General features: G+C 60.8%; 23 protein-coding genes and 3 tRNA genes. 7 read left to right on the top strand and 19 right to left on the bottom strand.

All coding sequences use genetic code 11. The annotated features are described in order from the left end of the window. Positions 1-2: 2 nt before the first annotated feature. Together mobB and mobA are read right to left on the bottom strand one after the other, a co-directional pair. Positions 3-563 carry a molybdopterin-guanine dinucleotide biosynthesis protein B gene (gene mobB, locus JF545_RS18690; protein WP_206944569.1) on the bottom strand — a complete coding sequence of 187 codons (561 nt, stop codon included), beginning with the start codon at positions 561-563 and terminating at the stop codon, positions 3-5. After that, positions 560-1168, bottom strand: coding sequence for a molybdenum cofactor guanylyltransferase MobA (mobA, locus tag JF545_RS18695; RefSeq protein ID WP_206944570.1), 609 nt, complete (start codon positions 1166-1168; stop codon positions 560-562). Before mobA ends, mobB begins: the two co-directional genes overlap by 4 nt. Before the next feature lie 177 nt (positions 1169-1345). Between mobA and JF545_RS18700 the strand changes: the two genes are divergently transcribed. Beyond that, the gene (locus JF545_RS18700; protein WP_206944764.1) at positions 1346-1927 is read left to right on the top strand and encodes a cupin domain-containing protein; all 582 of its coding nucleotides are present in this window, start codon (positions 1346-1348) and stop codon (positions 1925-1927) included. Positions 1928-2046: 119 nt separating this feature from the next. Here the strand turns inward: JF545_RS18700 and JF545_RS18705 are convergent, their stop codons facing one another. From JF545_RS18705 to JF545_RS18770, 14 genes are all read right to left on the bottom strand, one after another. Next, complete coding sequence (locus JF545_RS18705) at positions 2047-3312, bottom strand: uracil-xanthine permease family protein (RefSeq protein ID WP_206944571.1); 1266 nt, start codon at positions 3310-3312, stop codon at positions 2047-2049. Between the two features lie 309 nt (positions 3313-3621). After that, on the bottom strand, positions 3622-5361 hold the full coding sequence (locus JF545_RS18710) for an ABC transporter substrate-binding protein (RefSeq protein WP_206944572.1): 1740 nt from the start codon (positions 5359-5361) through the stop codon (positions 3622-3624). Positions 5362-5437: 76 nt separating this feature from the next. Continuing rightward, a complete protein-coding gene (locus JF545_RS18715; RefSeq protein WP_206944573.1) occupies positions 5438-5710 on the bottom strand; it encodes a DUF2160 domain-containing protein in 273 nt (90 codons plus the stop codon). A gap of 11 nt (positions 5711-5721) precedes the next feature. Further along, positions 5722-6498, bottom strand: a complete 777-nt coding sequence (locus JF545_RS18720) for a carbohydrate ABC transporter permease (protein WP_374107045.1) — start codon at positions 6496-6498, stop codon at positions 5722-5724. A 109-nt stretch (positions 6499-6607) separates the two neighbouring features. Then, positions 6608-7495, bottom strand: a complete 888-nt coding sequence (locus JF545_RS18725; protein ID WP_206944575.1) for a carbohydrate ABC transporter permease — start codon at positions 7493-7495, stop codon at positions 6608-6610. Beyond that, a complete protein-coding gene (locus JF545_RS18730; protein WP_206944576.1) occupies positions 7492-8592 on the bottom strand; it encodes an ABC transporter ATP-binding protein in 1101 nt (366 codons plus the stop codon). Before JF545_RS18730 ends, JF545_RS18725 begins: the two co-directional genes overlap by 4 nt. Next, positions 8593-9735: an ABC transporter ATP-binding protein gene (locus JF545_RS18735; protein ID WP_206944578.1), complete on the bottom strand. Its 1143-nt coding sequence runs from the start codon at positions 9733-9735 to the stop codon at positions 8593-8595. A 361-nt stretch (positions 9736-10096) separates the two neighbouring features. Then, positions 10097-10726, bottom strand: a complete 630-nt coding sequence (gene upp, locus JF545_RS18740; protein WP_206944580.1) for a uracil phosphoribosyltransferase — start codon at positions 10724-10726, stop codon at positions 10097-10099. 176 nt (positions 10727-10902) lie between these two features. Continuing rightward, a complete protein-coding gene (ung, locus tag JF545_RS18745) occupies positions 10903-11586 on the bottom strand; it encodes a uracil-DNA glycosylase (RefSeq protein WP_206944582.1) in 684 nt (227 codons plus the stop codon). A 5-nt stretch (positions 11587-11591) separates the two neighbouring features. Then, the gene (gene gpt, locus JF545_RS18750; RefSeq protein ID WP_206944584.1) at positions 11592-12068 is read right to left on the bottom strand and encodes a xanthine phosphoribosyltransferase; all 477 of its coding nucleotides are present in this window, start codon (positions 12066-12068) and stop codon (positions 11592-11594) included. A 3-nt stretch (positions 12069-12071) separates the two neighbouring features. Then, on the bottom strand, positions 12072-12617 hold the full coding sequence (locus JF545_RS18755) for an adenine phosphoribosyltransferase (protein WP_206944586.1): 546 nt from the start codon (positions 12615-12617) through the stop codon (positions 12072-12074). Between the two features lie 155 nt (positions 12618-12772). After that, the gene (locus JF545_RS18760) at positions 12773-14104 is read right to left on the bottom strand and encodes an NCS2 family permease (RefSeq protein ID WP_206944588.1); all 1332 of its coding nucleotides are present in this window, start codon (positions 14102-14104) and stop codon (positions 12773-12775) included. 238 nt (positions 14105-14342) lie between these two features. Beyond that, complete coding sequence (locus tag JF545_RS18765; protein WP_242520965.1) at positions 14343-14837, bottom strand: cytochrome P460 family protein; 495 nt, start codon at positions 14835-14837, stop codon at positions 14343-14345. A 229-nt stretch (positions 14838-15066) separates the two neighbouring features. After that, complete coding sequence (locus tag JF545_RS18770; protein WP_206944592.1) at positions 15067-15693, bottom strand: riboflavin synthase subunit alpha; 627 nt, start codon at positions 15691-15693, stop codon at positions 15067-15069. Positions 15694-16186: 493 nt separating this feature from the next. Between JF545_RS18770 and JF545_RS18775 the strand changes: the two genes are divergently transcribed. The 4 genes from JF545_RS18775 to JF545_RS18790 all read left to right on the top strand — a co-directional run bounded on the left by JF545_RS18775 (position 16187) and on the right by JF545_RS18790 (position 19306). Next, a complete protein-coding gene (locus tag JF545_RS18775) occupies positions 16187-17230 on the top strand; it encodes a methionine ABC transporter ATP-binding protein (protein ID WP_206944594.1) in 1044 nt (347 codons plus the stop codon). Beyond that, complete coding sequence (locus JF545_RS18780; protein ID WP_206944596.1) at positions 17211-17864, top strand: methionine ABC transporter permease; 654 nt, start codon at positions 17211-17213, stop codon at positions 17862-17864. The genes JF545_RS18775 and JF545_RS18780 overlap by 20 nt, the downstream gene beginning before the upstream one ends. A 96-nt stretch (positions 17865-17960) precedes the next feature. Further along, the gene (locus JF545_RS18785; protein WP_206944598.1) at positions 17961-18755 is read left to right on the top strand and encodes a MetQ/NlpA family ABC transporter substrate-binding protein; all 795 of its coding nucleotides are present in this window, start codon (positions 17961-17963) and stop codon (positions 18753-18755) included. An 83-nt stretch (positions 18756-18838) separates the two neighbouring features. Beyond that, positions 18839-19306: a GAF domain-containing protein gene (locus JF545_RS18790; RefSeq protein ID WP_206944600.1), complete on the top strand. Its 468-nt coding sequence runs from the start codon at positions 18839-18841 to the stop codon at positions 19304-19306. Between the two features lie 290 nt (positions 19307-19596). Here the strand turns inward: JF545_RS18790 and JF545_RS18795 are convergent. From JF545_RS18795 to JF545_RS18805, 3 genes are all read right to left on the bottom strand, one after another. Beyond that, positions 19597-19673, bottom strand: a tRNA-Val gene (locus JF545_RS18795). 29 nt (positions 19674-19702) lie between these two features. Next, positions 19703-19779 (bottom strand) — tRNA-Val (locus JF545_RS18800). 90 nt (positions 19780-19869) lie between these two features. Beyond that, positions 19870-19946: transfer RNA gene (locus JF545_RS18805), tRNA-Val, on the bottom strand. A 282-nt stretch (positions 19947-20228) separates the two neighbouring features. Here JF545_RS18805 and JF545_RS18810 point away from each other — a divergent pair. Both JF545_RS18810 and glpK read left to right on the top strand, forming a co-directional pair. Further along, positions 20229-20987: a DeoR/GlpR family transcriptional regulator gene (locus JF545_RS18810; RefSeq protein WP_206944602.1), complete on the top strand. Its 759-nt coding sequence runs from the start codon at positions 20229-20231 to the stop codon at positions 20985-20987. Between the two features lie 187 nt (positions 20988-21174). Further along, entirely contained in the window at positions 21175-22677 is a 1503-nt protein-coding gene (gene glpK / locus JF545_RS18815) for a glycerol kinase GlpK (protein WP_206944604.1), read from the top strand. Positions 22678-22691: the final 14 nt, after the last annotated feature.

The raw sequence follows: 22691 nt of genomic DNA on the forward strand, positions 1-22691 counted from the left end.
CATCAACGTCCCTCCTGCGTCGCCAGCCAGCCGCTCCAGTCAGCAGCCCACCGCAACATCCACTCGACCAGCTGGTCGTGGGCATTCAGATCCAGCGTCTCGACCGCGGTGCTCAGGGGAGTATCACAGGCTACCGCCTGCACCCAGGGATCCTCGGTCGCCAGCAGCGGCTTGCCTAACGTGGCACGGTGCAGTTCCAGCTTGGGCATTGGCCAGTCCTTGAACCCCTCCACCAGCGTCAGGTCCGCCTTCAGTGGCGCCACCATGGCCAGCAGCGTCTGCAGGTCCGCTTCCTCAGCTTCGGGAGTCTCCAGCATCATCGCCACCCTTGCCCGGGAGGCGATCAGCACCGGCTCCGCCCCGGCCATTCGCAAGCGGTGACTGTCCTTGCCAGGCTGATCGACATCGAAACGGTGATGCGCGTGCTTGATGACCGATACCCGCAGCCCCTTCCCCTTCAGCATCGGTACGATGCGCTCCAGCAAGGTGGTCTTGCCGGTCCCGCTCCAGGCGGCGATGCCCAATACCGGCTGTTGCGGTTGCCATTGCAGCCGGGACCTCATGAGCCCTCCCCTGGACGAGTGGGCTCAAGACGCTGACGCTCTTCTTCAGTGTTGAGGTTGGCAAAAGCGTCCGCACAGTCGCTCAGATCGACCGTGGCCCAGGCATGTCGCGCGTACCAGCGATCGATCTTGCGCTCTCCCTGCGCCAACGCCTGTGCCAGATCTTCGCGCAGATGACCTGCCAGCAGCGCTACCACCGGGTGCAGGCGCTCTCCGTCATGGGCCACCAGGATGTCCATCCCCTCACGCCAGCCCGCCAACATGCGTGGCACCAGGTCATGGGGCAGTAGCGGACTGTCGCAGGGCACGACCATGACCCAGGGGCTGTCCGCAGCCTCAAGCGCACTGTAGATGCCCATCAGCGGCCCCTGAAAGCCCTCGGCAGCATCCTTGAAGACACCATCGGCAAGCGCCGCATAGTCCTCATGATGACGATTGGCGTTGATCAGTACCGAACCCACGTGGGGTCGCAGACAGGCGACCGCATGGGCGGCCAGGGGCTGACCCGCAAAGGACACCAGGCCCTTGTCGATGCCTCCCATGCGACGTCCCTGACCACCCGCCAGGACAACACCACATACCTCGCTTGCCTGAGGTTTCACCACAAGAAGCTCCTATTGCTATGTTCGTCATGCATCACTACATGATGCCTCAGGCCGTAGGTAGTCGCCATGCACGCATAGAGGTAGTCCGAGAGCGCGAGGGTGACCCACCCAGGCCATAGCAGGTATCATGTGTCCATCATTTTGCACGACAGCGACTCACGAATGGCGGACACCAGGATGGACGACGGTTTCGATGTCGGCGCTAGGTTGCGCCAACTACGTCAGGAAAAACAGTTATCTCAGCGCGAACTAGCGAAAAGAGCGGGCGTCACCAACAGTACTATCTCGCTTATCGAGCTGAATAATGTCAGCCCTTCGGTCAGCTCCCTTAAGAAGATACTTGACGCCTTACCGGTCTCCATCAGCGCCTTCTTCGCCGCCGACGAGCCCAATCATCCGAGCCCCTTCTATCGCGCTGCGGAGTTGACCGAGATCGGTGATCGCCACCTTTCATGGCGACTTGTCGCCGCCAGACGCCCCGACCGGCGCATGTCGGTATTGCACGAGCGCTATCCACCTGGTGCCGATACCGGCGAGGAAATGCTGGAGCATGATGGCGAAGAAGGCGGTGTCGTCATCGCCGGGGAGATCGAGATTACCGTCAACGGAGAGACGGGGCTGCTTGGCCCAGGAGATGCCTACTACTTTGACTCCCGCCTGCCCCACCGGTTTCGCAATCTGGGGCAGGAAGAATGCGTGATCGTCAGCGCCAATACCCCGCCCACCTTTTCAGATGGTGGCGAACAGATCCATCACTGAGAGCTTGGCTGTTCAGCCCTTGTCCGATCAGGACCGCGGGGACAATCTCACCGCTCACCGAGTGAGCGTCAAAGCAGTGGACGACGCCGCCAGGCTGCGGCGTCGCCCCGGCACTTCGGCTAGGCCTCTTCCCGAGCGCGCGGCAGTATCAAATTCAGCGCGATGCCCACCAGGGCGGCAAGGCTGACGCCCTGCAGGGCAAACTGCCCTCCACCAAACTGCATGCCACCGATACCGAAGACCAGAATCAACGACACGACCACCAGGTTACGCGGCGCTGTCAGCGGCTTGCCCGCGCGCACCAGGGTATTCATCCCGACTACCGCAATGGAACCGAACAGCAGCGTCATGATGCCCCCCATGACCGGCGCAGGTATGGTCTGGAGCACGGCTCCCAGCTTGGCCACGAAGGCCAGCAGGATGGCCACCAACGCCGCCGACACCATGAACATCGGATTGAACGCCCGGGTCAGGGTGACCGCCCCGGTTACCTCGGAGTAGGTGGTATTGGGCGGCCCGCCAAACATGGCCGCAGAGATGGTGGCGAGGCCATCGCCCAGCAAGGTGCGATGAAGACCGGGCTTTTCCAGGTAGTTGCGGCGCGTGACCGAACCGATGGCAATCATGTCACCAATGTGCTCGACCGCAGGCGCAATGGCCACAGGGATCATGAACGCGATGGCCAACCAGTTGAAGCTAGGAGCGGTAAAGGATGGCAGCGCCAGCCAAGAGGCTTCGCGCACCGGAGTAAAGTCAACGACTCCCATCAACAGGGCCAGCAGGTAGCCCGTCACGATGCCACCCATGATCGGCACCAGGCGCAGCAGACCACGTCCGAACACTGCCAGAATCAAGGTAACCAGCAAGCTCGACATGGACAGAACCATGGCTTGAGCGTAACCGATCCCTTCGCTGTTCTCACCGGTCGCCATATTGACCGCTACGGGCGCCAGAGCAAGGCCGATCACCATGATGACGGGCCCTACCACCACCGGCGGCAGCAACCGATGAAGCCAGCCGGTCCCCTTCAGACGCACCGCCTGCGAGATCACCACGTACACCAGGCCCGCCGCGATCAACCCGCCCAGAGTGGCTGACACCCCAAAGTGCGCAATCGAGCCCTGAATTGGCGCGATGAAGGCAAAGGAGGATGCCAGGAACACCGGCACCGTCATCCGCGTGGTGAAGTGAAACACCAGCGTACCGATACCGGCGGTGAACATAGCGACATTGGGATCAAGCCCGGTCAGCAGAGGCACCAGCACCAGGGCACCGAAGGCCACGAACAGCATCTGCGCGCCGACCAGCGCGAGTCTGGGCAATGAATCCGACGCCGTCGCTGAGGGTTCGGGTGGCTGAGTTGACGAAGAATGGGGGTCAGACATGAGGGGGCTCCGTGGTGAACAGGAAGTCTGTTGTGGGGCGAGAAGAGACTCATCGCGCCGACAGCCGATTCCAAACGCGGGCCATGTTACCAATCCCGGCGCCCCTTCAGGGCACAATTTTGCGCCAACCCCAGGTCGCCAACGTAGCAATCACGCAACCCTCCCCCTTTTTGCCAAGCGCTAGTCCCCACTTTGGCTCCCCCTGATGGTTCCCCTTGATGGCTCACTCAGTGCTGCTGAAACTGCTCTGCAAGACAAAGCCCCCCATCCTGAGGATTGGGGGGGCCGGCACACACCGCTATACCGGGATTACTCTCGGGTACCCGCGGACATCCAGTCTTCCATCATCTGGTCATAGGGCACCGTGGTGCCCTGGGGCATTTCATCGTCCAGCTTGGCCTTGGGCGAGCCAGGCTGGCTCAGCCACTGCTCGGGATCCTTGGGCTCGTTGAGAATCGGCTCGTAGGTGGCAAACACCTTGGCCCGAGCCAGTCGCGCCATGATGTTATCCAGATCTGCCGCCAGATTATCGAGCGCCTCCTGGGCGGAAATATCGCCATTCACCGCCGGTGCCAAGTTCTGCCACCACAATGGGGCCATGCGCGGATAGTCCGGCACATTGGTGCCCGTTGGCGTCCACTTGGCTTCGTTGGGGCTGCGGTAGAACTCCACCAGTCCACCCAGCTTGGGCGCCATCTCGGTCATCTGCTCGGAGAAGATGTCCGACCGCCGAATCGGCGTCAGCCCCGCCATCAGCTTTTCCAGAGACACCGTCTTTGACACGCTGAATTGGGCGAACAACCAGGCAGCACTGCGACGGTCTTCAGGCGTCGAGTCGAAGAAGGTCCAGGCGCCAACATCCTGATAGCCCACCTTCATTCCTTCTTCCCAGTACGGACCCGTCGGTGATGGGGCCATCCGCCATTTGGGATTGCCCTGGTCATCGGTCACCGCCACGTCCGGGCTGACCATGTCGGCGGTAAAGGCGGTGTACCAGAACATCTGCTGCGCCACATTACCCTGGGCCGGCACGGGGCCCGCCTCACCAAAGGTCATGCCCTGTGCCTCGGGAGGAGCAAAGTCTCTGAGCCACTCGACCATCTTGGTGACGGCAAACACCGAAGCCGGAGAATTGGTGGCCCCGCCTCGGCTGACGCTGGCTCCCACCGGATGACTGTCCTCGTCTACGCGAATACCCCAGTCATCCACCGGGTTGCCGAACGGCACCCCAGGGCTGCCCATTCCGGCCATTGATAGCCAGGAGTCATGGAAACGCCAACCCAGCGAGGGATCTCGACGTCCATAATCCATATGGCCATAGACCTTTTGCCCGTCGATCTCGCCGATGTGCTCGCTGAAGAACTCAGCGATATCCTGGTACGCCGTCCAGTTGGTCGGCACGCCTAGCTCATAGCCGTAGAGATCACGGAACTGCTGTTGAAAGTCCTCTCTCTGGAACCAGTCGTAGCGGAACCAGTAAAGGTTCGCGAACTGCTGGTCCGGTAGCTGGTAAAGGCTGCCATCTGGCCCCGTGGTGTACTGAATCCCGATAAAGTCCTCCAGATCCAGGCTTGGCAGCGTCAGCTCCTTCCACTCGTTGGCCATGGCATCACTGAGATTGATGGTCGATCCGTAGCGAATGTGGGTGCCAATGGAATCGGAGTCATTGATATAGGCGTCGTAGATATTGCGACCCGACTGCATCTGGGTCTGCATGTTCTGAACCACATCCCCCTCGCCGATGATGTTGTGGGTCACCTCTATCCCGGTCAGCTCGAGAAAGGCCGGCGTCAGCACGTCCCGCTCCCAGGTATGGGTGGTCAACCCTTCCGCCACCGTGTTGATTGCCATGCCACGAAAGGGCTCCGCGGCCTCGGCAAACCACTCCAGTTCGGCGATCCGCTGCTCCCGCGTCAAGGTGGAGTTTGCGAACACTTCATCGGCCAGCCGCTCGATCACTGCGGCACGATCTTCCTGGGCAATGGCGTCGCCTGCCAATAGCAGCAATCCGGCTACACCTACCCTGCTGAGCTTGCGTCTCACGTTCATGGTCACCTCATTGTTATCATTGATGAAGGCCAGCCTCGCTATCGTCGCCAGCCAATGGGTGCAGGCATCCTGTCGGTTACCCCCAGCGCAACAGCAGCACCATCCACACCACCGATAACGCCAATGCCAGCCACAGACCAAGGCTGGTAAAGCCGATAACGGCGAGGTGGATATACGCCGCCGACAGCATGCCGATAAAGAACCGGTCTCCCCGCGTTGTGCTGATCGGAAGAAAACCGCGGCGCTCGCGGCTGGGCGAGATCAGCTCCCAGGTGGTCATCAGCACCAGCAGCAGTGCGATCACGGAGAAGAACATCGCCGTAGGTAGGGTCCACACCATCCAGTCCATGTCGCGGCTCCTTAGGTGCGCCCCAGAGCAAAGCCCTTGGCGATATGATGACGGACGAAAAACACCACCACGATGCCCGGCACGATGGTCAGCACTCCCGCTGCCGCCAGGGTTCCCCAATCGATACCAGAGGCGGTGGAGGTTCTCGTCATGACAGACACGATGGGCTGGGCCTCCGTGGAGGTGAGGGTACGGGCCAGCAGCAGCTCGACCCAGGAAAACATGAACAGAAAGAACAGGGTCACGCCGATGCCTGAGCGAATCATCGGAATGAAGACCTGGACAAAGAACCGCGGAAAGCTATAGCCATCGATAAAGGCGGTCTCGTCAATTTCCTTGGGCACGCTGGACATGAAGCCCTCGAGAATCCAGACCGCCAACGGTATGTTGAACAGGCAATGGGCCAAGGCCACGGCGATGTGCGTATCGAACAAGCCGACCGTGTAGTAGAGCTGAAAGTAAGGCAGCAGGAAGACGGCAGGCGGCGCCATCATGTTGGTCAAAAGCCAGAAGAACAGGTGCTTGTCACCGATGAACCGATAGCGACTGAAGGCATAGGCGGCGGGCAAGGCCACCACCATGCTGATGACCATGTTCATCACCACATAGGTCATGGAGTTGACGTAGCCCATGTACCAGCTGGGGTCGGTGAAGATCCGGGTGTAGTTGTCGAAGGTCAGCGCCTGAGGCCACAGGGTCAGCTCTCCCAGGATCTCGTTGTTGGTCTGCAGTGACATATTGACCAACCAGTAGATGGGTAGCAGTACGAACACCAGATAGGCCAGCATCAACCCACCGCGGCGTATCCTGCGTCCGGCCGAGCGCTGGCGACGCCGACGCCTGGCCGCCTGCCGTGCGGCGTGCTCGTTCACCTGGTCAGGGCTGGATGGCAATGGCCTAGTCATGGCGCGACCCTCCTTGGCGATCCTTCTGCAGATTCATGATGGCGGTATAGAACACCCAGCACACCAGCAGAATGATCAGGAAGTAGATCAACGAGAACGCCGCCGACGGCCCCACATCGAACTGGGCGGTGGCCATGATGGCGAGGGACTGACTGAGAAAGGTGGTGGCACTGCCCGGCCCACCGCCGGTCAGCACGAAGGGTTCCGCATAGATCATGAAGGAGTGCATGAACCGGAGCAGCACGCCAATCACCAGCACATTGGTCAACTTGGGCAATTGGATGTAGCGGAACACCGCCCAGCGTGACGCCCGGTCAATCCTGGCAGCCTGGTAGTAGGCCTCGGGAATCGCCTGCAGACCGCTGTAACACAGCAAGGCGATCAGCGATGTCCAATGCCACACATCCATCAGCACGATGGTGACCCAGGCATCCATCGGATTCGAGGTGATGTTGTAGGGATACCCCAGTTGGCGCAGGCTGAAACCCATCAGACCGATATCCCCGCGGGTGAAGATCTGCCAGATGCTGCCGACCACATTCCAGGGAATCAGCAGTGGCAATGTCACCAGCACCAGCACCAGCGAGGCCCGCCAGCCCCGCTTGGGCATCAGCAACGCGATACCGACCCCCAGGGGCACTTGAATCACCAGAATGGTCAGCGAGAAGGCAAACTGCCGACCCAGAGCCGCCTGCAAGGCGGGGTCATTGAGCATTTGCACGAACCATTCGGTTCCGGTGAAAAACCGCGTATTGGCGTCGAACACATCCTGTACGGAGTAATTGACCACGGTCATCAACGGCACAATGGCGGAGAATGCCACCAGCAACAGCATGGGCAGCACCAGCCACCAGGCCCGGTTATTCGGCACCTTGTTCATGACGCCACCTCCACCCGCCGTTCATCCACGTAGAGCCCCAACCAACGCTCGGGAAAGTACAGGTGAATGCACGACGTCGCTGGGTCGAGGGCATCGTCGACCCGTACCTTGCAGGTCAAACTGCCCAGCGAGGCAGTGACAATGCGGTAGGTACCAAGATCTTGAAGGTGGGAGACCGTGGCTAGCATGCCGCCGTCGTCCGCGGACACCACCTCGATGAATTCAGGCCGAATGCCGAGGGTGACGTTGTCACTGCGGGACATGGCATCGCGCAGGGCGTTCATAAAGCCGGGCGAAAGCGGCAGCGGCTGCCCACCCACGAGTGCCCCATCGGCGTCGAGCTGTGGCGTGAAGAAGTTCATGCCGGGACTACCGATGAAGTAACCGACAAAGGTATGTGCGGGGGCTTCAAAGAGTTCCCGCGGCGTCCCGAATTGCACGATGCTGCCTTGGTACATCACCGCGATCTTGTCGGCAAAGGTGGAGGCCTCCAGCTGATCATGGGTCACGTAGATCATCGTGACCGCAAAGCGCTGATGAATCTCCTTGAGCTTGCGACGCAGCTTCCATTTCAGCTGGGGATCGATCACCGTCAATGGCTCATCAAACAGAATCGCCGCAACATCGTCGCGCACCAGACCCCGCCCCATCGACACTTTCTGCTTTTCATCGGCCGTCAGATTGCGCGCCTTGCGCGGCAGTTGCGCGGTCAGGTCGAGAATGTCCGCCACCTCCTCGACCCGCTCTCTGACGCGCTCCTCGGAAGTGCCGACGTTACGCAGAGGAAAGGCCAGGTTGTCGAACACGGTCATGGTGTCGTAGACCACCGGAAACTGGAACACCTGGGCAATGTTGCGCTCTTCCGGCGGCAGTTCATTGACCTGAACACCATCGAATAGCACCTCGCCCTGGGACGGCACCAGTAGACCGGAGATAATATTCAGCAGCGTCGACTTGCCGCATCCAGACGGCCCAAGCAGCGCGTAGGCGCCTCCCTGTTCCCAGGTATGCGTCATGCGCTCGATCGCAAAGTCAGCCGGACCGGACGGCTGCTGCAGATAGCTGTGCGCCAGTTGCTCAAGACGTATCTCTGCCATCTAGCGCTCCTCCCGATGGATCGCACTCGCGGGGGCGTGCTCGGCTCTGCGTGACATACTGGCCCCCACCTCAGCAGGCACGGCCACCGTCCTGCCCTCCATGTCGAACACGTACAGTCGATGCACCGGCACGTATAGCCGCAGCGGAGCGTCTACCTGAAAGCCGTGCACACCCTCCAGATGGGCCACCAGCGACATGCGAGCGTTGCCCACATGGAGAAACGTCTCGGAGCCGCTGATCTCGGCCAGCTCGACGCAGACATCCAAGGCCAGATCATCGTCGGATTGCGGCGCAATCGCCAGGTGGGCAGGACGTACCCCAAAGTGGTAGCGCCCCTCTTCGAGCCGCGACATGCCGGCGTCAACGGCGAAAGCGGGCTCGCCTTCAAAACTGACGTGGCCGTCCCGGATCTCGCCTTCGAGCACATTCATGGGGGGTTCGGAGAACATGTCCGCAGCGGTCAGCGACACCGGCTCACGGTACACCGTCGCGGCAGGCCCATGCTGGACTAGGCGACCTTCATGCAGAATGGCGGTGTCGCCACCCAACGCGAGCGCCTCTGCGGGCTCCGTAGTGGCATAGACAGCGATGCAGTCCCGTCGGGCGAACAGCTCACGCAGCTCTTCCCGAAACTCTTCCCGCAGCTTGTAGTCCAGATTGACCAGAGGCTCATCGAACAACACCAGCTCAGCGTCCTTGACCAGCGCCCGCGCCATCGCGGTGCGCTGCTGCTGCCCGCCAGACAGCTCCAGCGGCTGACGATCCAGTAGTCCCTCGATATGCAGCAGCTCCGCCACCTCCTGCACCCGGCGCCGAAGTTCTGCCTTGGGAACCCGCGCCAGCTTGAGCGGAGATGCAATGTTGTCGAAGACACTCTGGTGGGGGTAGTTGATGAACTGCTGGTAGACCATGGCCACATTGCGTTGGCGCACGCCCTTGCCTGTCACGTCTTCACCGTTGATCAGGATACGTCCTCGGCTGGGTTGATCCAGCCCAGCCATCAAGCGCATCAGGCTCGTCTTTCCCGCCAGGGTTCGCCCCAGCAGAACATTGAACGAGCCTGGCGCCAGCGTCAGACTAACGTCGTCAATGTGGGTCTCGTTTGCCACCCTGCGGGTGACACCGTCGAGGATCAGGGTCATGGGCCGTCTCATTCCACCGAACATCGCCCTCCTTCGAAGGCGTCATCTGTACGGTAGTAGAGATTGTCGAAGGCACCCCGGTGTTTTTAAACGAAACCCCTCAATCACCCCGACACATCACCAACAATCCATTACAACACATTGAAATAAAAAGCTTTTCACCAATTCATCAACTTTTGTCTAATGCAGAACACTTCTGCGCAGCATCCTCTCGTGCGCAGGCAATGTTGTTTTAGTGAAAAAAAATGCGCCCAATGTTCGTAAAAGAACATTGGGCGCATGTCTTGACAGCCAGTCTGATCAACTCGCCGGGGCGACGGCCGTGACCGACCGCATCATGACCCCGCAGGCGTGGCTGGTCTCAACGAGTACCAAAGATCTTGTCGCCGGCATCGCCGAGACCGGGAACGATATAGCCGTTCTCGTCCAGGCGCTCATCCACGGATGCGGTATAAATCTCGATATCCGGGTAGGCCTCCTGCACGCGGCGAATGCCCTCCGGCGCCGCGACCAGCACGATCACACGCATCAGCTGACAGCCGCGTTCACGCAGCATGTCGAGCGTGGCGACCATGGAGCCACCGGTAGCCAGCATCGGGTCGATGACTACCGCCATGCGCTCATCGAGGTCGTTGGTAAACTTCGAGAAATAGGGAACAGGCTCCAGCGTTTCCTCATCACGGTACAGGCCAACGACGCTGACCCGCGCACTGGGAATCAGGTCGGTCACGCCCTCCAGCATGCCCAGACCGGCACGCAGGATCGGGACGATCGTCACCTTCTTGCCCTTGAGCTGCTTGACGGTAATGGTGTTGCCACTCCAGCCGTCGATGGCGTGATCTTCCAGCTCCAGATCCTGAGTCGCCTCGTAGGTGAGCAGTTTGGCCACCTCGCCAGCCAGCTCACGGAAGCTCTTGGTGCTGATACCGGCTTCACGCATCAAACCGAGTTTGTGCTGGACCAGGGGGTGATCGATGGCATGGACGCTCATGACGAGTCCTCTTAGATGACGGAGAGGGTGGGACTAGGACGACCTTCGTCGCATGGACGCGGGCGACAAATTGCGCGCCATTCTACCCGTATCCTGCTCTCAGGTTAACCCGCTGCGAACAATCGCCGCTGAGCCTTGCCACCGACGCCTGCACGGCCCGGTGGCGAGGCAGCCCGCTAGGGGCTAGACGGCAGCTGCCAGTCGATCGGCCCACGCCCCTGCTCTTGGAGAAACGCATTCGCCCGCGAGAAGTGGTGGTTACCGAAGAAGCCTCGATGGGCGGACAGCGGCGAGGGGTGCGGCGACTCCAGCACCAGGTGACGCTGACGATCCACCAGCGCTTTCTTCTGGCGCGCGTGGGAGCCCCACAGCAGGAACACGCAGGGCCCTGCTTCGGCGCTCACGGTCTGGATGGCACGATCGGTAAACGTCTCCCAGCCCTTGCCGCGGTGGGAGCCGGCATTGCCCTCTTCCACCGTCAACGAGGTGTTCAACAGCAGTACGCCCTGCCTCGCCCAGGCCTCGAGATGCCCGTGGGGCACAGGCTCCACACCCAGGTCCTGGGCCAGTTCCTTGTAGACATTGACCAGGGAAGGCGGCGGCTTGATGCCGGCACGTACCGAAAAGCACAGGCCGTGGGCCTGACCAGGACCGTGGTAGGGGTCCTGGCCGAGAATAACGACCCTGACGTCTTCGAGCGGGGTCAGTTCAAAGGCGCGAAACCAGTCTGACGAATGCGGGTAGATCACCTTGCGCGCAGCCTTCTCGTCAGCTAGGAAGGCCTTCAACTGCTGCATGTAAGGCGCGTCGAACTCTGCTCCCAGATGACGCTGCCACGCTCCCGACAACACCTGCCCCATGGCCATCACCGACGCTGGTCGGCCAGGGGTTCCACATAGGCCACACCCATGTCCCAGGGGAACTGGATCCAGCAGTCCTGAGCCACCTCCGTCAGGTACTGGTCTACCAGGGGGCGCCCTTCAGGCTTGGCATAGATCGTCACGAAATGCGCCTTGGGCAGCATCTCGCGGACGGCCTTGGCGGTCTTGCCGGTATCGACCAGGTCGTCGACAAGCAGCCAACCTTCGCCGTCGTGATCGACGCCCTTGAGCACCTCGAGGCCCTCTTGCTCCATGTGGTCGTAGCTCTTGATACAGACCGTATCGATCAAGCGCACATTGAGTTCACGGGCGATCAAGGCGGCCGGAATCAGTCCGCCCCGAGTAATCGCGATGATGCCCTTGGTGTCCCGCTCGATCAGCCGATGACACAGCTCGCGCACGTCGCGATGCAGCTGGTCCCAGGAGACGACAAAATGACGGTGATAACGATGGCTACTCATGGATCATTCGTCCTCAGTGAACGAGCAAACGGCGAATACGCTGTGACCTGCATCACGAATCTTCTGCGAACCGCCCAGGTCGGGCAGGTCCACGATGGCAGAGGTCTCCACCACCTGGCCGCCACTGCGACTGATCAATTCAGCTGCCGCCAGCATGGTGCCTCCGGTAGCGATCAGATCATCGACGACCAGGATACGATCACCATTGCGGAAGGCATCGGAGTGCAGCTCAACCTCAGCCGTGCCGTACTCGAGCGTATAGGTCTGGCTGATGGTGCGAAACGGCAGTTTGCCCTTCTTGCGCACCGGCACAAAGCTGCAGCCCAGCTCGTAAGCGACGGGCGCGCCGACGATAAAACCGCGAGCGTCGATCGCCGCAATCGCGTCCAGATCCATCTCCTGATAGCGGTGCACAAAGCTATCGATGAGCTTGCGGAAGGCGGCACTGTTCTGCAAAAGCGGGGTGATGTCACGAAAATTGACGCCCGGCTGTGGCCAGTCGGGAACGGTGCGAATGACAGACTTGATGTAGTCGCCGTAAATGCTCATGGCGGTTCTCGCTAGAAATCGGGTACGAAGGAAATGACAACATCGGGTAGCCCCGCTGACAAGCTACCCGTCAGATTGACCGTTGCACGGTCCGTCACGCCACCCGCCGCCATTTGCGTCAAACCCGGCGGCGGAGAGAGGCGGAGGAGCGCCGGTCAATCGAGGAAAATCATCTTGATGGCAAACAGTACGCCCAGGATGACCACGGCAACGTTCAGGTCCTTGAAGCGACCTGACAGGGCCTTGATGGCGACATAGCTGACAAAGCCAAAGGCAATACCCTCGGCAATCGAGAAGGTCAACGGCATGGCCAGAGCGGCGATCAGTACCGGGGCCGCCTCGGTGGCATCATCCCAGTCGGCGTGAGCCAGACTGCCCGCCATCAGGGAGGCCACGTACAGCAGCGCCCCCGCCGTGGCGTAGGCAGGTATGGAGCCCGCCAGCGGCGCAAAGAACAGGCTGAGCAGGAACAGTACGGCCACTACCACGGCCGTCAGGCCAGTCCGCCCGCCGGCAGCGATACCTGCCGTGCTTTCGACGTAGCTGGTAGTGGTCGAGGTGCCCAGCGCCGCACCTGCCATGGAGGCAGTAGAGTCGGCCATCAGCGCGCGCCCCAGACGAGGCAGCTTGCCATCCTTGTCCAGCAGTCCACCGCGATGAGCCACGCCGACCAGCGTGCCGGAGGTATCGAACAAGTCAACAAACAGGAAGGCAAAGACCACGCTGATCATCGCCACGTTGAACGCGCCAGCGAGGTCCATCGACATCAAGGTCGGTGCAATGGAAGGCGGCATCGACACCACACCGCTGAATTCATTGTGTCCAAGCAGCATGGCAACCAGCGTCACGCCGAGAATGCCGATCATCACCGCCCCGGTGACCCGCAGGTGAGCAAGCGCGGTGATAACGAAGAAACCGGCAAGGGCGTAAAGCGGCGCAGGTTCGGAAAGGTCACCGACTGACACCAGAGTGGCCGGGTTATCCACGATGATGCCAGCATTTTTCATGGCCACCATGGCAAGAAACAGGCCGATGCCGGCAGCAATCCCGAGCCTCAATGTGATCGGAATGGAATTGATGATCCATTCGCGAATGCGGAAGATACTGAGCAGAAAGAAGGTAACGCCCGACAGGAACACCGCACCCAGTGCCGCCTCCCAGGTATAGCCCATCCCGAGCACGACGCCGTAGGTGAAGAAGGCATTGAGGCCCATACCCGGCGCCAGGGCGATGGGGTAATTGGCCCACAGACCCATGATCAGACAGCCCACCGCCGCGGCCACACAGGTAGCCACGAAGACCGCCCCGTAGTCCATGCCCGCTTCGGACAGGATGCTTGGGTTAACGAAGATGATGTACGCCATGGTCAGGAAGGTCGTGATCCCGGCGATGACCTCTGTCTTCACGGTAGTACGGTGTTCGCTGAGCTTGAAGAAGCGATCGAGGGGACTCTTGCCCTGGTTCGATTCAGGCTGGGGATTGGACATGCGCTAGGTCCTGCACGTGGAGTCAATGAGGGGGTGTCCAGGACGAGAGTCACCGACCGTGCCCCGCCACCCGGTGGCTAGAGACACCATATAGCAGGCCGCCGGGGGACGCACGACGATACTGCACAATGAAGCCAACGCTTGACCGCGTCTGCCACCGAACAGATCGGTGCCAAAACGCACATCGGGCGCGATGCAACAGCACCTGCGCCCGACGGTGGCGACTCTCGAAAGCGCGCTACTCTACCAGAATCGGGTAGGCTTCGGTATAGATCCAGTCCTTGTCCTTTGCCGGGACATGGCAGCCCAGGCAGTCGGTCTGGTAGTCCGCCGACACATTGGTCGCCGGGTCGTCAGTCTTGAACAAGGCCCAGCCCCAGCCGTCCCCCCAACTGCCATTGCTGTCGGCAAAGCGGTTGGTTGCGTCCTTGACCATCACAAACCACTGTTTGATGGTGTCGTTCTCGTAGCTCACACCGGCGCCAGTGGTGTAGTCACCGGTGCTATGGGCGCGCAGCTCCTTCACCAGCACAGCACCGTCGGGGAACACGCCGTTTTCCCGATAGGCAGCAATGCTCTCGGGCTCGGTATAGACGTTGTGGAAGCCGCTCGCATCTCCCCCTGGCACAAACCAGGAGCCCAGGTGGGCCATCTCGGTGCGGAAATCATCGGGCAGATGAATGGTGCCGTCGTCGTCTACCCAGGGTGATAGATCACTTTCGGCGGTCGCCATCGTGGCAAACCCGCACGCTAGGATGCACGCCCCTGCCGCCAATGCCTTGGCTGTCATTTTCATGGTCGTCCTCACTGATCACGGTCGGTGCAAAATCGGAATGTGGCATCCGATTAAGTTAGCACCGCCTCAAGCGAGGAAGGCCCTCGTCTCCTCTGCTACGGGCGCTACGGCACAGCGAGCAAGACGATCTCCGACGTCCACAGCGAACAAGGCCACCACCCCTGATTCAGGCGCCGCCTTTCGCCGCCAACACTCGCTCAACGGTCTCGACAATCGCCTGGGTCTGGGGGTCCACCTCGATATTGACCCTGTCTCCGGGTCGACGATCCGCCAGCGTCGTGCGGGCCAGCGTTTCCGGAATCAGGTCGACGCAGAACGCACCGCCACGGGTTTCCTGACGCAGTGCACCGATGGTCAGACTGATGCCATCGACGCCGATATAGCCCTTGGTGAAGACGAACCTGTCCAGCCCCTCCGGCAACAGAAACCAAAGGCGCCGATTATTGGGCGCCTCGTCCAGCTCCACCAGCTCCGCCTGCGCCATGACATGCCCTGACATGGCGTGCCCGCCGATCTCATCGCCAAAACGCGCCGCACGCTCGATGTTGACGCGGTCGCCAATGGACACCGCGCCTAGATTGGTCACCCTGAGGGTCTCGCGCATCAGGTCGAAACTGACCCGATCGCGGTCCACCGCAGTCACCGTCAGACACACCCCGTTATGGGCCACCGACGCGCCCAGCGCCAGACCTTCCAGCAAGTGCTCCGGCAGGCGCACGACATGGGTGCGAAACGCCTCAGCTTCGATCATGTCGACCACTTCAGCGGTGCCTTGCACAATCCCGGTAAACATCCTCATCTCCTCGCCAGCGAAAAGGCCTCGGCCTTCGATCGGGCCAGTCTATGGATCTCCGCCCTAAAGTTCCATGCAAGCGACGGCCCCGCCCCACGAAAGACGATGATCAAGCGTCACCCTCATGGCCTTCATGGGCCTTCTGCCGGCATTCCCCGTGGGTGGATAAGTGGGCGGGTGAGTTGGCGGTAGACGAACCTCCATCTTGACGCCCCCATCCACGTCGACAAGTGATTGACAGGACTCAGCAAGCCCCCTATTCTTGCCGGCTACATTTTTAGGCGCCGATTTGTACCCGGATTGCGGGCGCCCGTGCCATGACACTCACAAGGTGTCAGCGCATGAAGTGCAGCTAAAAGGGTGTGTCCAGCGTTGATGGCCACCCGCCAGGGTGGCCTTTTTTTTGGACACCCCTTGCTCTTGCCTGCCCTCTGCCTGACCTGCCCATGGTCCTGCCCGCCCCCGGTCACTCGGTGCCCACCCGGTGGCTGACATGATACGACTGACCAACCTCTCAAAGACCTTCGGCACCGGACCACGCGCGGTCCAGGCGCTGAAAAACGTCAACCTGCATGTGCCTCGCGGACAGATTCACGGCGTCATCGGCCTGTCGGGCGCTGGCAAGTCCACCCTGATTCGTTGCGTCAACCTGCTGGAGCGCCCTACCACGGGCACCGTGGAAGTCGACGGCCAGGAGCTGACCGGGCTCGCGGGGCCGGCCCTCAATCAGGCCCGCCATCGCATCGGCATGATCTTCCAGCATTTCAACCTGCTGACGTCGCGCACCGTGTTCGACAACGTGGCGCTGCCGCTTGAGCTGATGGGCGTCAAGGGAACGGAGATCAAGGAACGTGTCACGCCTCTGCTCGAGCTGGTTGGCCTGGCGGATAAGGCCAAGCAGTATCCCGCCCAGCTGTCCGGCGGCCAGAAGCAGCGCGTCGCGATTGCCCGGGCCCTGGCCAGCCGGCCACAAGTGCTGCTGTGCGATGAAGCCACCTCAGCGCTGGATCCGCAGACCACCACCTCTATTCTGGAACTGCTTCAGGACATCAACCAGAAGCTCGGACTGACCATCCTGCTGATTACCCATGAGATGGAGGTGGTCAAGACCATCTGCCACCGAGTCGGCCTGATTTCCGGCGGCGAGCTGGTCGAGGAGGCCGATGTGGGTGACTTCTTCACCTCGCCACGCACGGCCCTTGGCCGCCACTTCCTCAATGACTTTCTCGAGCTGGAGCCGCCACGGGAGCTGATCGACCGACTCGAACCCCAGGCGGGCGAGCACACTCACCCGGTGGTACGCCTGGCCTTCTCCGGCGATGCAGTATCAACGCCATTGATCTCGCGCCTGGCCCGGGAGTGTGGAGTCGACGTCAGCATTCTGCAGGCCAAGGTCGAGTCCATCCAGGAACGCACCCTCGGCCTGATGATCGCCGAACTGATGGGAGGTGCCGACGACACTCGCCGCGCCCTCGACTATCTGCAAGCCCATGACCTGACAGTGGAGGTGCTCGGCCATGTCCAGCGCGATGTTTAATCTGATTCTCGAAGCCACTCTGGACACGCTGTACATGGTGGCGGTCTCGGGCATTCTCTCCGCCCTGGTCGGCATCCCGCTGGGCGTCCTGCTGTATGTGACTCGGCCTGGCCAGATCCTGGCACAGCCGGTCCTTCAGTCGGTGCTCGGCATCGTGACCAATATCGGGCGCTCGATCCCCTTTATCATCCTGATGGTGGCCATCATTCCGTTCACTCGCATGCTGGTCGGCTCCTCCATTGGCACCAATGCCGCGGCCGTCCCCCTGACAATCGCGGCCATTCCCTTTATTGCACGTCTGGTGGAGGGAGCACTGAACGAAATCTCTCCCGGCCTGGTGGAAGCCGCGCAGTCCATGGGCGCCACGCCCTGGCAAATCATTTCAAAAGTGCTTCTGCCAGAAGCACGTGGCGGCATCTTTACCGCATTGACGGTCACCGCCGTCACCCTGGTCAGTTACTCCGCCATGGCCGGAGCCGTTGGCGGCGGCGGATTAGGCGACCTGGGCATCCGCTATGGCTACAATCGCTTCAATCCAACGATCATGCTGATCACCGTCGCTATTCTGGTCGTCATGGTGCAAGTCTTTCAGAGCCTGGGCGACTATCTGGTGCGCAAGAGCAACCATAAATGACCCTCAGCAACATATAGCGAAAACGAATTAGCAAAACCTTTGTTATTCCATTATCATCGCGGCACACGTCATCACCGCCTATGGGAGACACCGATCATGCGCAAGACATTGCTGGGCGCCCTTGCCCTTTCTACCCTGTCACTGGCCATCAGCCAGGCCAACGCTGACGAGCACAGCATCAAGGTAGGCACCGTAGCGGGCCCGGAGACCGACGTCATGCAGGTCGCCGCCGAGCTGGCAGAAGAACGTTATGGCCTGGACGTGGAGATCATTGAGTTCACCGACTACGTGACACCCAATGCCGCACTCGCCGACGGCAGCCTGGACGCGAACGCCTACCAGCATGAGCCGTACATGAACGCCATGGTCAATGATCGGGGCTATGACTTCGCCATTGCCGGACGCACCTTCGTGTACCCCATCGGCGCCTATTCCGAGAAGTACACCAGCATCGACGAACTGCCGGAGGGCGCCACCATCGCCCTGCCCAACGACCCGTCGAACGAAGGCCGCTCGCTGATCCTGCTGCACAATGAGGGCCTGATCACCCTCGATGATCCGGAGAACCTCGAGGCCACACCGCTGAACATCGTGGAAAATCCCCACGACTTCGACTTCCGCGAAATCGAAGCGGCCCAGCTCCCCCGCGTACTGCCGGATGTGGACATGGCCTTCATCAATAACACCTTCGCTCAGCCCGCCGGCCTGACCCTGGAGGACGCGCTGGTCAAGGAAGGTCCCGAGTCACCCTACGTCAACATCATTGCCGTGCGTAGCGGCGACGAAGACAGCGAAGCCATTCAGCAGCTGGTCGACGCCTACCAGAGCGACGAAGTCGCTGCCAAGGCCGAGGAGCTGTTCAAGGGCTCCGCGGTGCCTGGCTGGAAGTAACCCATACTGGCTCTTCGAGGCCGACCAATGCTGATCAGCATGGTCGGCCTTTTTCACTTCTGCAGGACGGAATCAAGACCTTCATGTCATCCTATGACCTTCTGGAGCGTCAGCTCAGCGCCCTTCTCGACAGCGATGATTGGCTGACCAACGCCGCCCAGACCAGTGCCTTTATCATGCAGGAAATCGAAGCGCTGAACTGGGCAGGCTTCTATCTTCACAAGACGCCACAGGTGCTGTCGCTTGGCCCTTTCCAGGGCAAGCCAGCCTGCCACCCCATTCCGTTCAACAAGGGGGTATGCGGTGCGGCGGCTCGCAGCCTTGAGACCCAGCGCGTCGACGACGTGCATGCGGTGGCGGACCACATCGCCTGCGACAGCGCATCCCGCTCCGAGCTGGTCGTTCCGATTCTCGATGCCGCAGGCCAGCTGTGGGGAGTCCTCGACCTGGACAGCCCACAGCAAGGGCGCTTCAGCGCCGACGACCAGGCAGGCATCGAGCGCCTGGTAGAGGTCTTTCGGCAGGCCAGCGGGCTGAGCTCAGAGTTCTAAGTTCGGAGGCCTAAGTCTCACCACATCGCGGCCACCTCAAGGGCAGTGACGCCTCCAGGGCGTACTGCCCTACTCTGCCCGCCGCTACCCCTTCCGCCTGCTCTCTCGTCACCTACCCCTCGCCAGCCTGTCCCTCGTCACCACGCCTCTCGTCACCACGCCTCTCGTCAGCGAGGGCATCCTGGAGCTTTACGAGGGACCACTGACAGGGAACGGCGCGGTGAAGACACAATGATCCACCAACGAAAAAGGCCCCGAGCAAATAGTGCTCGGGGCCTTTTTCTGGAATCTGGTAGGACCAGGCGGATTTGAACCGCCGACCTCCACGATGTCAACGTGGCGCTCTAACCAACTGAGCTATGGTCCTGCTGTATAACGCTAACTGCGGCTACTGACTGGTAGGACCAGGCGGATTTGAACCGCCGACCTCCACGATGTCAACGTGGCGCTCTAACCAACTGAGCTATGGTCCTGCAAAGATCAGCCTTGCTATTACTGCATGTGCCACTACTACCTGTACCACTACAACAGGCACCGGCACGAAATGTGGCAGAACTGCATAATGGTAGGACCAGGCGGATTTGAACCGCCGACCTCCACGATGTCAACGTGGCGCTCTAACCAACTGAGCTATGGTCCTACACTGTCCAGAGGAACGAATTACCCTTGAGCAACCTTCCTTTACTGGACCGGTCTGGGCGACACCTTGAAGGGCCTCATCCCCGACAACGGATGCGAATTCTACGGGATCGTCAGAATAATGCAAGCCCTTGAGTTCACCGAATGATTTTTTCTGATGGAGCGTGCTCGGCCATGCGCTTTGCCCTCCCCCAACATGAACCACGAGCACCGGGTGAAGACCATCGCCAACCGCTGTCGAGTTCGTTTACGATCACCAGATATCGCTTAGGGAACGCCTGAGATGAATCAGCAACAGCGTCAGGATGCCATCATCGACCTGGTCAGCCGCCAGGGGTACGCCAGCATCGAGCAGTTGACCGACCACTTTGGCGTGACACCGCAGACGATCCGGCGCGATCTCAATGCACTGGCTGAAACGGGACGCATCAGGCGTGTTCATGGTGGCGCCGGCCTGGAATCCAGCACCGTCAACACCGCCTACGCCACCCGCAAGACGCTTAACCTGGATGCCAAGCGACGGATCGCCGCCAGCGTCGCCCGCCAGGTACCTCATCACGCCTCGCTGTTCATCAACATCGGAACCAGCAACGAACTGATCGCTGAAGCGCTGCTGGAGCATCAGGGACTGGAAGTCATCACCAACAACCTGAACGTGGCGTCCATCCTCCACCACAAGGAAGATTTCAAGGTAATCGTGGCTGGCGGCCAGGTTCGCCCGCGGGATGGGGGAATCATCGGCGAAGCCACCATCGACTTCATCCATCAGTTCAAGGTCGACATCGGCCTCATCGGTATCAGCGGGATAGACGAGGATGGCTCACTGCTGGAGTTCGACTATCAGGAAGTGCGCGTCGCCCAGGCCATTATCCAGAATTCACGTCAGGTATTTCTTGCCGCTGACCACTCGAAATTCCGCCGCAACCCCGTGGTGCGGCAAGGCAACGTCGCACAACTCGATGCGTTGTTCACCGACCGTCAGCCACCAGAGCCCATTGCCCGCCTTCTCAGGACACATGACGTGGCCCTGCACATCGCGTGACTCGCCTGTCTCCGCGGCCTGAGGCGAGCCTCCATGGTCGTTTTTCGCGCATGCATTTGTTCGTTAGCCAACATCTGTCTATGCTTATTTTCGAATCCGAAACCCTCTGAACCGTTACCGCCTCTGGCCAAGCGTACGTTCATCCACCACGCTGAAGTCGTCATTCGCGTTTCAGGAAACCTTGCCCATGCAACGCCCCTACATTCTTGCCTTCGACCAAGGGACCACCAGCTGTCGCGCGATCCTGTTCGACCAGGCGACCCGTATCGTTGGCATCGCCCAGAAAGAGTTCACCCAACACTACCCACAGGCGGGCCGTGTTGAGCACGACGCGATGGAAATCTGGGGCTGCCAGATGGGGGTGGCCCGGGAGGTGCTGGAAACCCAAGGGGTCAAACCCAGTGAGGTCGCGGCTATCGGCATCACCAACCAGCGTGAGACTACCCTGGTCTGGGACCGACACACCGGCAAGCCGATCCATAACGCCATTGTGTGGCAGGACCGGCGCACCGCTCCCTTGTGCGATGCGCTCAAGGACAAGGGGCTTGAACAACATATTCGTGACACCACCGGGCTGGTGGTGGACGCCTACTTCTCCGGCACCAAGATCCGCTGGATACTCGATCAGGTCGACGGTGCCCAGCAGCGAGCAGAAGCCGGCGACCTCCTGTTCGGCACCATGGACAGCTGGCTTTTGTGGAATCTCACCCGTGGCGAACAGCATGTCACCGATGTCTCCAACGCATCACGCACCATGCTGTTCAATATTCACTCCCTGGAATGGGATGCTCGCCTGCTGGAGGCTCTCGATATTCCGCTGGCCATGCTGCCGCAGGTCAGATCATCCAGCGAGGTCTATGGCACCACCGCCAAGGAAATGTTCGGCGGGGCGCAGATCCCCATCGCCGGTATTGCCGGGGATCAGCAAGCGGCGCTGTTCGGTCAGGCCTGCTTCGAAAAAGGCATGGTCAAGAACACCTACGGCACCGGCTGCTTTTTGCTGATGAATACCGGCGATACCCCCGTACCGTCGCCGTCAGGCCTGCTGACCACTGTGGCCTGGAGCCTGGACGGTAAGGTCACCTATGCCCTGGAGGGCTCGATTTTCATCGCCGGCGCCGCCATTCAGTGGCTGCGGGACGAACTCAAGATGATCGACGCGGCAGAAGACTCCGAATACTACGCCAGCAAGGTCGAGGATGCCGACGGCGTCTATGTGGTACCGGCCTTCGCGGGTCTCGGCGCCCCCTACTGGGACATGTACGCCCGAGGCGCCATCTTCGGCCTGACCAGAGGCTCGAGCAAGGAACATATCACTCGCGCCACCCTCGATGCGCTGGCCTACCAGACCCGCGACATCATCGATGCCATGCAGGCCGACTCGGGCATCACCCTGAAGGCACTCAGGGTCGACGGAGGCGCGGTGGCCAATAACGTCATGATGCAGTTCCAGGCGGACATGCTCGCGGTCAACGTGGAGCGTCCCCAGGTCATCGAGAGCACGGCGCTCGGCGCCGCTTATCTGGCCGGCATTGCGGTCGGGCACTGGAGCCTGGAGCAGCTGGCCCACAGTGGCGATATCGAACGCACCTTCTGCCCGGCGATGGCCGAAGAGGAACGCGAGCGGCGCTACAAGGGTTGGAAGAAGGCCGTGCGGCGGACCATGAACTGGGAGCGCGACGACACCTGACACCTCCAGGGAGG

The sequence above is a fragment of the Halomonas litopenaei genome, from assembly GCF_017303055.1.
GTDB classification, from domain to species: domain Bacteria; phylum Pseudomonadota; class Gammaproteobacteria; order Pseudomonadales; family Halomonadaceae; genus Halomonas; species Halomonas litopenaei_A.